We start from the raw sequence: 10,239 nt of genomic DNA, 5'->3' as shown, positions 1-10,239 counted from the left end.
TGGGCTCGAACGTAGGTGCTGCCGATGGCCGCGGCGTCGCCCGTCCATCCGGCCTTGGCGAGGGCGGCCAGCATCGCGCGCCAGAAGCCGCGGCGGGACCACCTGTTGAACCGATTGTAGACGGTCGTGCGCTTGCCATACGCGGCCGGGCAATCGCGCCAGCGGCAGCCCGAGGTGAGCATGTGCAGGATGCCCGAACCGAAGGACCGCGCAGCGAGATGACCTGCCGATCGTCCTTGCGCTCGGGTCCAGGCTGGTCCTTGGGCATGAACGGTTCGATCACCGCCCACTGCGCGTCCGAGAGCCAGAACAGGTCCGCCATCGTCGCCTCCAAGCTACCAACGGCGGCTCAGAATCATAAAACTAGAACTCCCGCAACACCTTGGTTCGGTTCACACCCTAGTTTTCGAAGATCGGGTGAGCATGGTGGCCATGTGGCGCTCGCGCGGGATCGTTTGCTGCCAGGTCGCGCCGGAGGATTTCTGATGCCGGTCGATGAAGAATATGCGCTCCGCCGACACCGTCGCGCGCTTCCGCTTGCGTGCGGTTTGCTTGCGCTGACGGCGTGCGAGGGGAAGCCAGATCCCAAGACCGGATGGTGGCGATGGCGATGCGCCGACTCGCATCAGGAATATCGGACGTCCCTGGTGCCCTCGGCGATCGCTCCGGGCGGTATTTCTGCCGGAGGAGGCTTCACGTACCAGGGCAAGTTCGTCGAGGTGTGTGATCGGTACGCACCGTATTGCCCCAAGGGCAGGCAGTGTGACCCGGATCAGCGACCTGGGGAGTCGTCGGCTCCTGCAGGGGGGGTCGATGCCCCGTAGCGCTCGCATCCCGGCTCCAGGCGAGATCACCGACGACACACCGCTGCGCCTCGCCGACGCGGTCGCCATCGCGTGGCCGGTCGGCGGGATGACGGTTGGGGCTCTGCGGAAGGAGCGCGACGCTGGCCGCCTTGTCACCGAACGCTACGCGGGCAAGGAATGGGTCACGCTGGGCGAGATCAAGAGGATGAGGGCGGCATGCCGAGACTTGCGAAGGGCCCCCGCCTCTACCTCGTCCGCGCGCGTACCGACCGATCCGGCCGGATCACACACGCCGCTCGCTGGGTCATCCGAGATGGCGATCGGATGCACGCCACAGGATGCGCTGAAGGCGAAGTTGCAGGCGCTCATCAAGCCCTCGCCGATTACCTCCGTGCGGCGCACCGGCCGGCGCGGCGGGAACGTGGTCTCTCTGACATCACCATCGCGGACGTCCTGAGCATCTACACCGACGACGTCGTGGCTCCGCACCCAGACCACAAGCGGATCGCCCGGCGCCTTCAGCGCGTATCTGACTGGTGGGGGAACAAGACGCTCGCCCAGGTCACGGGTGCGACCTGCCGAGCCTACGTCACGCACCGTGGCAATGCCGGAGGCGCTCGGCGTGATCTTCAGGACCTCTCGGCCGCGATCGGGCACCACCACCGCGAAGGCTATCACCGCGAGATTGTAAAGGTCGCTCTGCCGAGGCGCGGCGAGGTACGAGACCGCTGGCTCTCTCGATCCGAGATCGCGGGACTGGTCTGGACCATGTGGCGGGCACGCGAGGGCGGCGAGCGGAAAGGGCAGGGGCGCTACACCATGCGCCATCTCGCGCGCTTTGTGCTGCTGGCCTACGCGACTGCGAGCCGCCCGGGGGCCGTCCTCACCGCAAGCTGGGAGGCGGCGGCCGGCAGATCCTATCTCGACCTCGATGCCGGGGTTTGCTATCGGCTGAGGGAGGGCGCCCGGGCGACGAACAAGCGCCAGCCCCCGGTGCGGTTGCCGCGCGGAATCCTGGCGCATCTACGCAGATGGCGCAGGATGGCCGACAAGGCTCGGGCGGAGGCGGCTGCGGCTGCGGCTGCGGCCGGCAAGCCTGCGGCGCACGGTGCGTTCGTCGTGGAGTGGCACGGGGAGCCGGTCGCCCGGATCAAGGTCGGGTTCGCCAATGCGGTGAAGGCGGCCAAGCTCGGAGCCGGCGTATCACCTCACACCCTTCGGCATTCGGCTGTCACCCACATGATGCAGCAGGGCGTCCCGACCTATTAAGCCGCAGACTTCGCTGGCATGGGCGAGGCCGTGCTCCGGCGTCACTACGCCCAGCATCACCCCGACCACATGGCCGAAGCTGGGGCAGCGATGGGCGGACGACAGAAACGACACAGATTGGCGTGAACCGTTCGAGAACGTTTCACGAATACTCGGAACGGGAAGCATTAATTTTAAAGGAAAAAATAAAAAAGCCGGCCGTTATGAGCGGTCGGCTCTAACCATTGAGCTACAGGCCCAAACACTTTACCCGCAACGACTCTTCGGCCTTTCCGTCGCGCCGGCGGACGCACCGGTGACGGAAGCGCCTTCGTCAGTAGCGGGTCAGCCAGGGTGGAGCAAGATATCGCCCTTCGCCGCCCATGGCGGCGTCAGGCCGGCTTGCGCAGGACGACGGCGGATTGCCAGAGCGCCTCGCCCGACGGCCAGGGCGCGGGGAGCGTACCGACGTCTTCCGGGTCCGACAAAGCTCGCTCGACGCTTGGCTGCCCTGGCTCGATGCCGAGTGGGAGGCTGGCAACCGCACCGCGACCGAGTGGTGGCGCAGGGCGAAGGGACAGGGCTTCCGAGGATCGCTGCGCGTGGTCGGGGAATGGGCGACGCGGCGTCGACGCGCCGAGCGGGCCAAGTCGGATGCCCGGCCGCGGCAAGAGTGACCTGCTGCAAGCCCGCCTGATCGGGCTCACGCCTCCATGTTCAGCGAGAGTGGATCAGAGCCGAAGTTGCACGCCGAAACACATCCACGAACGTAAACACCCCGCCGAAACGCCTCTATTATAAAAGGTGAAAATGCGCACTTATATTATAGTTCATAGTGCCAAGTAATCTGTCCGCTTGTCGTAATGTTGAATTTTTCTATTATTTTTGCGATAATTCATGATATAAATCAAATTTCATATTTCTAGTAATATCGTATCATCGTAATCATGTTTATAGCTACGCATAGCTTCCTTACCAATATATTTTTATATAATAATTCATATAAGATTTTTCGTTGTCGATAAGACGGATTGCGCGGACGAGCGCGGGATAATCTTGGCCGTATCAGCGGAAGACAGTGGCGTACGACGATGGTCGACATGAGGATGGGTGAGACCATCGTAAACGAGGCGATTGCCGAGGGGTCGACGGGAGCGGCCTCGTCAACGGCGACAGCCTCTCCACCGCGGAGATCACTGCAAGCGCGACAGGCGTTTCTGCGATCACCCGGGGCTCGCTGGCGGCCAGCGACAACGACGCGCTTAGCTATATCGGCGCGGGTCTGACCGTTACCTTGTTCGAGACATCACTCCGACCGAATATCGGCTACGACGCGCCGAACACGGCCTCCCACCGACCCAATACGGCCGTCCAGTCCGCCGTGAGCGGTTTCCGAAAACGGCCATTCGCCGGCTGTCCAGGAGCGGTCGTCCCTCAGCCGGCTTGGCTGCCGCCTGACACACTGCCGACCCGTTCCGCCGCGAAGCGCTCGCGGAGCCAGGCCGCGGCGGGGCCGCAGGGGCGTTGCTTGTGCCAGACCAATTCCAAGGCGATCGGCCAGTCGCCTTTGTCGAACTGCAGATCCGGAGTGACGAGGTATGGCGCGGTCAGGGACGCGGCGATGACGTGATCCGTGACAAAGGCCCAGCCGATCCCGTGCTTCACCATTTCCAGAATGACCCAATGGCTCTCCACCCACCACACCTCGGCCGCCACACGCAGACGGCGCTTCTCCGGCCCGTCGCTTCGCGCGGCGACGAGGATCTGGCGGTGGCGCTTGAGCTCCTCCCAATCGACACGCGCCTTCGCCAGCGGATGATCGCGCCCGCAGACGAGCTTCAGGGGCACCCAGCCGATGGTCTGAAAGCCGAGTTCTGTGGGCAGCACCTCCTGACGCCACATCACGCCGAGGTCGGCGGCTCCGGATTGGACCATGCGGCTGACATCCTCCATCAGCGGGAAGAGCAACTCCAGTTCCACGAAGGGGAAGCGCGCGGCGAAGTCGGCGAACAGAGCACCGAGGGCATGCTCGGGATAGAGTTCGTCGATGGCGACGACCAGCCGGTTCTCCACCCGCTGTTCCAGGCTGCTCGCCACGCCGATGAAGTGCTCCCTCCGGTCGAGTACGATCCGCGCCTCCAGCAGCAGCCGCTCCCCTGCCGAGGTAAGCACTGGGTTCCTGCCCGTCCGGCTGAACAGGGTGACACCCAGATCCGCCTCAAGGTTGGCCACCTGTGTACTGACAGCCGACTGCGCCTTGCGCAGCACCCGGGCCGCCCCGGAAAACGATCCGGCCTCGGCCGCCGCCACGAAAGCCTGAAGTTGGTCGAGAGAAACGGCCACCTATCTGTTTTCCAGATGCCTTCCAACTTGCTGGTCGACGTATCACAGATAGAAGGCAGCGAACCAGATACGTCTTTCAGGAAAAATCATGCGCAGCACACGCGACCGTATCCGCCACGCCATCCTGTTCGAGGTCGTCGGACTCGCGCTCATCATTCCGCTCGGGACCATGCTGTTCGGCCTGCACGCCTCCGACATGGGCGTGATCGGCATCGGCAGCGCCCTTGTGGCGACGGCGTGGAACTACGCCTACAACCTCGGCTTTGACCGGGCGATGCAGCGGCTGGTCGGGCACACGCACAAGAGCCTCGTCCTTCGGGTCGGTCACGCCGTGCTGTTCGAAGCGGGGCTGCTGCTGATCCTGCTGCCCCCGATCGCTTGGTACCTCGGCATCGGCCTCTTCCAGGCTTTCGTGATGGATATCGCGATCGCGGCCTTCTACGTGGCCTATGCTTTCCTCTTCAACCTCGCCTACGATCGAACCTTTCCCCTGCCGGACTGGAGCGCGGTCACAGCAGAGCCTTCCCGCTGAGCAAGCTCGAAACGCATTCGCTGCCCAAAAAGCAGACGGGCCGAAAGCCACCCAACCCGGTGAGCATTTGCGGTCGCCCGATGAGGGCAGTGCGGACGACGTGCGCGGTCGTGGATGCGGCCCATCGCGACCACATCACGGCCGGTCTCGCGCCCCTCTGACAGCGATGCCACACGATCCGCGACCGGCCGGGGCATCGGAACGTCATAACGGTGCTGGGGATGGTCGCCGGGACGGAGCGCGCGTTCATCCCGGAGGATCAAGCGGGCCGGGATCGAGGCGGAGAACGCTGCCGGGGTCTATGCGGTTAGGGGACCGGTGTCGACGATCCCTCACGATGAGATCCAAGCCCGGCACGCCGAATGCGAAGGACCGGCCTCCATCGACCGTCAGGTCGGCGTGTCGCGGATGAATGTCTACCGGACTTTCAGCTCGCTTCCAGTCAGTGGACAGGTCGGCCTGCCGACGGCTGACCGACCTTAGATTGTCTTCGAGGTTTCATCCGGTGGAGGTCTGCCAGTGCTACCCGTCGTCGCCGGAGGAGGGCGACTGCCGGAAGCAGGAGGGTGGTGTCCTGCACTTAGTTTGCTGGGTTGAAATCCCCGATCAACCGAGGGGCTGGATGCTTCGCAAACTGTCCGCCAACCATCGCTCCTTCTTTCATTCGATAGACCCGATCTCTCTGGCGAGTATCAGGGCTCTGGCTCACTCCCGCTGACGATGGAGGCGTGAGGCCGATCAGGCGGGCTTGCAGCGGGTCACTCTCGCCGCGGCCGGGCATCCGATTTGGCCCGCTCAGCGCGTCGACGCCGCGTCGCCCATTCCCCGACCACGCGCAGCGATCCTCGGAAGCCCTGTCCGTTCGCCCTGCGCCACGGCTCGGTCGCGGTGCGGTTGCCAGCCTCCCACTCGGCATCGAGCCAGGGCACCCAAGCGTCGAGCCAGCTTTGGCGGACCTGGAAGACGTCGGCACGCTCGCCGCGCAGAATCGCACTCAGCCCATTGCGGCAAGGCGTCGGCGATGGCCTTGCCATATCCAACCCCGCGGTCGCGGGCGACGATCCGCTCCAGCCACGAGGGGCGCCGGGCGAGAGCAGGCAGGACAGAGAGGGTCGGGGCATGTCTGCCCCGACTCTCGTCGTGACCGTCAAATCTGAAGCCTAAGCCGGTGCTGGACCTGACTCAGCCCCAATGGCGGTGCCAACCCCACGGCCGGTGCCAGCCCCAACGCCGATAGCCGTATCCGTAGTAGATCGGCCGCACGGCATAGGGCCGGTACACCACATTCGGACGGCAGAAACCGTAATAGGTCCGGTGGAAGCCGAAACCGCAGCCACCCTGAGCCTGCGCGCCGCCGACGCTCCCCGCGAAAGCCCCCACGGCCAGCATGGTGGCGCCGATGAGTTTCATACGCATTCGGAATCTCTCCTCGGAATACGTGTTGCGATGGGGGAGAGACTAGCCGCCGCTTCGTGTCAGTGGATCAAGTTGTGTGACGTTTTGTGTCATTCCGGAGGTCGTCGTTACGATCTGCAGTGTCAGCTTTCCAGTATTCGCCCGCGATCAGCACAAACCATCGCTTCACTAAAGTGTCCGTGCTCGCCGGTCATTTCGACTTTAGCAGCGATGTCTCGGCGAATACATAGTTTTTATCGATTCAAAACTCCCGACCCCCATGTTCCGCCAAACAGGACTTCTTGATCATCCGGAAGCCATGACCTACTGCCGGGGCACGGCGCACGGTGGGTGCGCGAAGGGAAGTGCGTCCTTGCCGAGCCTGCGATCCATCCTGTTCCGGCTGCATTGGGCGCTCGGCCTGACGGCGGGCCTCGTGCTGGCGGTGATGGGATTGACCGGCGCCCTGCTGAGCTACGAGGACGCCGTGACGGCCTGGGTCAACCGCGACCGGCTGGCCGTCGCCCCGCGCGAGGCTCCGCACCTGTCACCCGCCGCCCTGACGGCGAGCCTGGAGGCACAGCGGCCCGGCCTGCGGGTGGCGCGGCTGACGATCGACGAGGCCCCCACCGCGAGCGTCACCGCGCGCTTCGCCAGGGCGCCCGGTTCCACGGAACGTCCGAATTCGGTCTTCGTCGATCCCTACGATGGCGGGATCGTCGGCCCCGTCCGGGGGGAGGGCTTCTTCGGCACCGTATTGGCCCTGCACCGCTATCTGCTCGTGCCAGGGGACGGCAAGGGCTGGGGGCGCCAGATCACGGGGGCCTGCGCGCTGGCACTGCTCGTGTTCCTCGCCACCGGCCTCTACCTGCGCTGGCCGTCCATCCACCGCTGGCGGATCTGGCTGCGCCCCAACCTGTCGCGGCCGGGCCGTATGCGGTGGTGGTCGCTCCACGCCGTGGTGGGAACGTGGCTCCTGCCGGTCTATGCGTTGATCGCCCTGTCGGGCCTGACGTGGTCGTACGACTGGTTCAAGGACGGGGCGAACCGCATCCTCGTCGGGGCGGCGGCCTCCGGCCCACGCATGGCCGCCAAGGCGGCCCCCGCGATGGGCGGAGGCTCCGCCCTCGACACCGCCTGGGCCGATTTCCGGAGCGGGGAGGGGCGCGGGGCGGGCCTCTCGCAGATCACGATTCCCGAGGGCGGCCGTCAGGCCATCCGCATCCGCTGGTTCGCCCGCGATGACATGCGGCCCTCCATGCGCAACGAGGCGCACTACGATGCCGGGACCGGTGCGCTCCTGTCGGCCGAGCGCGCGGGCGCCCTGCCACTGGGCAAGCAGATGGCGGGCAACATGCTGGAGGTGCATCGGGGCCGCTTCTTCGGCGAGGCGGGAGCCCTGCTGTTCTGCCTCGCGGCCCTGGCGATGCCGGGCTTCGCCGCGACGGGACTGGCCCTCTACGTCCTGCGCCGGAGGGCCGCCGGGCGAAGGGGCCGCGTCGCGGACGGGCAGCACGGCAGTGAGATGCGGCAGCGCCCCGCCTCCCGCATCGATCCTGACAGTGGCGTCAGCCGAGCCTGAAGGACGGATGCGTAAACAGGGAGATTGTCTCCGCATCGATCTTTCGGCTGTTCGCCGACGCCCCCGTTCGTAACGCCACTCTAGATCTTGGCGCGGATGGCCGCCAGGACCGAGAAGGGCGCACCCGGTGTATTGCTGAATTGATTGAACGGCTGCTCGATGTAGCGGGCGTCCGTCAGATTGCGCATGTTCACGGAGAGCCGCCACCGCTCATCGAAATCGTACCAGACGGCCGCATCGACCCGCGCGTAGGCGCCGACCTTGTAGCTGTTGTTGAGGTCGCCGGTCCGCTCGCCGACATAGGTGACGCCCGCCCCAAGGCCGAGGCCCCGCAGCCATCCCTCCCGGAACTCGTAGGTGGACCACACGCTGCTGCTGAAGGTCGGCACGCCCACGAGGCGGTTGCCCACCGCGAAGACCTTGTCGCGGGTGATGCTCGCGTCGATAAAGCCGATGCCGCCGATAACGCTCCAGCCCGGCAGGATCTCGCCCGCCAGATCCGCCTCGAAGCCCTGGGCCTGCTGCTGGCCGGTGATCACCGAGAAGCCCGTGTTCACGGGATCATTGGCGGCGACGTTGTTGCGGGTGATACGGAAGCCGGCCATCGACAGTGTGAGGGTCGGCAGGATGTCGAGGCGCGCTCCGGCCTCGACCTGCTCCCCCGTCTCCGGCGCCGGGTTCGACACGTTCAGCACGTTCGCCGTCTGGGGCGCGAAGGAGGTCGCGTAGCTGGCGTAGAAGGTCAGCGGATCGAAGGGCCGGTAGATCAGACCGACGCGGGGCGAGGCGCCGAACACGTCCTGATCCGGCGGAATCGTCCGCGACGTGCGGGTGCGGCTGAAGTAGAATTGCGTTCCGAAGTCGAACCGCGCGCCGAGGACGAGTTGCAGCTCCGGCGTCAGGGCGATCTGGTCCTGAAGATAGACCCCGAAGAGTTCGAGCTTCTGCTTCAGGTCGGCTTGCAGGCTCACCGCGACCGGCCGTGCACCGAAGACGGGATTGCGGAAGCTCACCGACGGCAGGGCACCCTCCTGCGAAAACGGGTGCCGGAAGCCGTTCGAGTACTCGAAGCCCGCCAGGACGGTGTGGGCGAAGCCGAACGTGTCGAACTTCAGCACCGCCTCCGACTGCGTATCGACGGCTGCGAAGACGGAATCCACCGTCGATTCCCGCCGGGTGACTTGGGTGCCGGCGGCATTCACCCCCGTGGCGCGGGCCGCGAACACGTTGAACTCGCCCCACTGGACGTTGACAACCTGGCGGAGGGTGAGGTTCGCGTTGACGTCGTGTTCGACGCGTAACGTCATGTTGTTGAACGCGCCGTAATAGCGGGACCACGGCTCGCCGTAGAACCGCTTGATGTTGTCGAGGGGCACACGGCCGCGGAACGCGGGGAGCCCCTCGTCGTATTGCGAGTACTGGCTGGAGAATTCGGCGTTGAAATAGACCCGCGTGTCGGCGGTGGGCACCCAGCTGAAGGCCGGGGCGACGAAGTAACGAGAATTCGTGTTCCGCCCGATGTCGCGGAAGGTGGGGTCCTCCTGGGCCGCGAAGCTGATCCGGCCGGCGACCGTGTCCGAATCGAGCACCCGGCTCGAGACCGAGCCCTGCAGGCGGCGAAACCCGAAGCTGCCGCCCAGCACGCTCATCTCGCCCGACGGTTCGAGGGTCGGCCTGCGGGTGACGATGTTGACGACGCCGCCGGGATCGCCCCGGCCGAAGAGCACGGAGGCCGGTCCCTTGATCACCTCGACGCGCTCGGCATTCGCGAGGTCCCGCTCCACGGGCACGAAGGTGATGGCGGGGCTTGTGAGCACGCCGTCCACCGCGAAGACCTGGGTGCGGAAGCCGCGGATCACGTAATTCTGCGAACGCCCCTGGACCGTGCCGCCGAGCTGCACGTTGCTGACATTCTGCACGGCATCGCCGAGGCGCACATCCGCTTGGTCGGCGAGGACCTGCCTCGGGATGACGTTCACCGTCTGGGGCGAATCGCGCAAAGCCGTGTCGGTCTTCGTGCCGGTGGCCGAACGGGTGGCGCGGTAGCCCACCACCGGCCCCGTGGCGCGCTCGGTGACGGCTCCGCCCTGGCCGACGACACTTAGTTCCTCGAGCGCCACCTCGTTCGAGGCATCCTGCGCGCGCGCGGGTCCGAGGCACCAGACGGCGAGGGCGAGCCCGACGGCTCCTCCCCCGTTCCGGCGGCCCCGCCACGACATGCGGGGCTTGCTGCGGACGGTCATCATTCCCTTGCGCCTCTCGCGGCGCAACACGCGCGCCCAGGGCCTCTTCGACGAGGCTTTCGCCGCAATCAACGTGCCTGCCGTCGATGT

Annotated in this window: 7 protein-coding genes and 3 pseudogenes; 5 read left to right on the top strand and 5 right to left on the bottom strand. The window is 65.8% G+C overall.

Features of this window, described 5'->3' with window-relative positions:
* Window positions 1–322, bottom strand: a pseudogene (locus MFF06_RS20950) (transposase); the annotation flags it as partial.
* 32 nt (window positions 323–354) lie between these two features.
* Here MFF06_RS20950 and MFF06_RS22865 point away from each other — a divergent pair.
* The 3 genes and pseudogenes from MFF06_RS22865 to MFF06_RS20940 all read left to right on the top strand — a co-directional run.
* Window positions 355–486: a phosphatase domain-containing protein gene (locus MFF06_RS22865; RefSeq protein ID WP_442411278.1), complete on the top strand. Its 132-nt coding sequence runs from the start codon at window positions 355–357 to the stop codon at window positions 484–486.
* Window positions 487–1,130: 644 nt separating this feature from the next.
* Window positions 1,131–2,075: a tyrosine-type recombinase/integrase gene (locus MFF06_RS20945; RefSeq protein ID WP_238207758.1), complete on the top strand. Its 945-nt coding sequence runs from the start codon at window positions 1,131–1,133 to the stop codon at window positions 2,073–2,075.
* A 425-nt stretch (window positions 2,076–2,500) separates the two neighbouring features.
* Window positions 2,501–2,722: pseudogene (locus tag MFF06_RS20940) on the top strand (ISL3 family transposase); the annotation flags it as partial.
* A 766-nt stretch (window positions 2,723–3,488) separates the two neighbouring features.
* On the opposite strand, the gene MFF06_RS20935 reads toward MFF06_RS20940, so the two are convergent.
* On the bottom strand, window positions 3,489–4,397 hold the full coding sequence (locus MFF06_RS20935) for a LysR family transcriptional regulator (RefSeq protein ID WP_238207756.1): 909 nt from the start codon (window positions 4,395–4,397) through the stop codon (window positions 3,489–3,491).
* A gap of 88 nt (window positions 4,398–4,485) precedes the next feature.
* Between MFF06_RS20935 and MFF06_RS20930 the strand changes: the two genes are divergently transcribed.
* A complete protein-coding gene (locus MFF06_RS20930) occupies window positions 4,486–4,929 on the top strand; it encodes a PACE efflux transporter (RefSeq protein ID WP_238207754.1) in 444 nt (147 codons plus the stop codon).
* 767 nt (window positions 4,930–5,696) lie between these two features.
* On the opposite strand, the pseudogene MFF06_RS20925 reads toward MFF06_RS20930, so the two are convergent.
* Together MFF06_RS20925 and MFF06_RS20920 are read right to left on the bottom strand one after the other, a co-directional pair.
* Window positions 5,697–5,921, bottom strand: a pseudogene (locus tag MFF06_RS20925) (ISL3 family transposase); the annotation flags it as partial.
* Between the two features lie 190 nt (window positions 5,922–6,111).
* Complete coding sequence (locus MFF06_RS20920) at window positions 6,112–6,345, bottom strand: GCG_CRPN prefix-to-repeats domain-containing protein (RefSeq protein ID WP_238207752.1); 234 nt, start codon at window positions 6,343–6,345, stop codon at window positions 6,112–6,114.
* Between the two features lie 298 nt (window positions 6,346–6,643).
* Between MFF06_RS20920 and MFF06_RS20915 the strand changes: the two genes are divergently transcribed.
* Window positions 6,644–7,906 (top strand): PepSY-associated TM helix domain-containing protein, encoded by a 1,263-nt coding sequence (locus MFF06_RS20915; protein ID WP_238207750.1) that lies wholly within the window; start codon window positions 6,644–6,646, stop codon window positions 7,904–7,906.
* 80 nt (window positions 7,907–7,986) lie between these two features.
* Here the strand turns inward: MFF06_RS20915 and MFF06_RS20910 are convergent, their stop codons facing one another.
* Window positions 7,987–10,152: a TonB-dependent siderophore receptor gene (locus MFF06_RS20910; RefSeq protein WP_373323147.1), complete on the bottom strand. Its 2,166-nt coding sequence runs from the start codon at window positions 10,150–10,152 to the stop codon at window positions 7,987–7,989.
* Window positions 10,153–10,239 lie beyond the last annotated feature (87 nt).

The sequence above is a fragment of the Methylobacterium aerolatum genome (assembly GCF_022179085.1).
Classification (GTDB): domain Bacteria; phylum Pseudomonadota; class Alphaproteobacteria; order Rhizobiales; family Beijerinckiaceae; genus Methylobacterium; species Methylobacterium aerolatum.
The sequence above is the reverse complement of the archived record's forward strand: the minus strand, read 5'-3'. Positions and strand labels throughout refer to the sequence as shown.

Excerpts from the sequence above, each read along its gene's own strand:
- MFF06_RS20915 (WP_238207750.1), top strand. The coding sequence starts at position 6,644 with ATGACCTACTGCCGGGGCACGGCGCACGGTGGGTGCGCGAAGGGAAGT.
- MFF06_RS20945 (WP_238207758.1), top strand. The coding sequence starts at position 1,131 with ATGCACGCCACAGGATGCGCTGAAGGCGAAGTTGCAGGCGCTCATCAA.
- MFF06_RS20910 (WP_373323147.1), bottom strand. The coding sequence starts at position 10,152 with ATGATGACCGTCCGCAGCAAGCCCCGCATGTCGTGGCGGGGCCGCCGG.
- MFF06_RS20920 (WP_238207752.1), bottom strand. The coding sequence starts at position 6,345 with ATGCGTATGAAACTCATCGGCGCCACCATGCTGGCCGTGGGGGCTTTC.
- MFF06_RS20930 (WP_238207754.1), top strand. The coding sequence starts at position 4,486 with ATGCGCAGCACACGCGACCGTATCCGCCACGCCATCCTGTTCGAGGTC.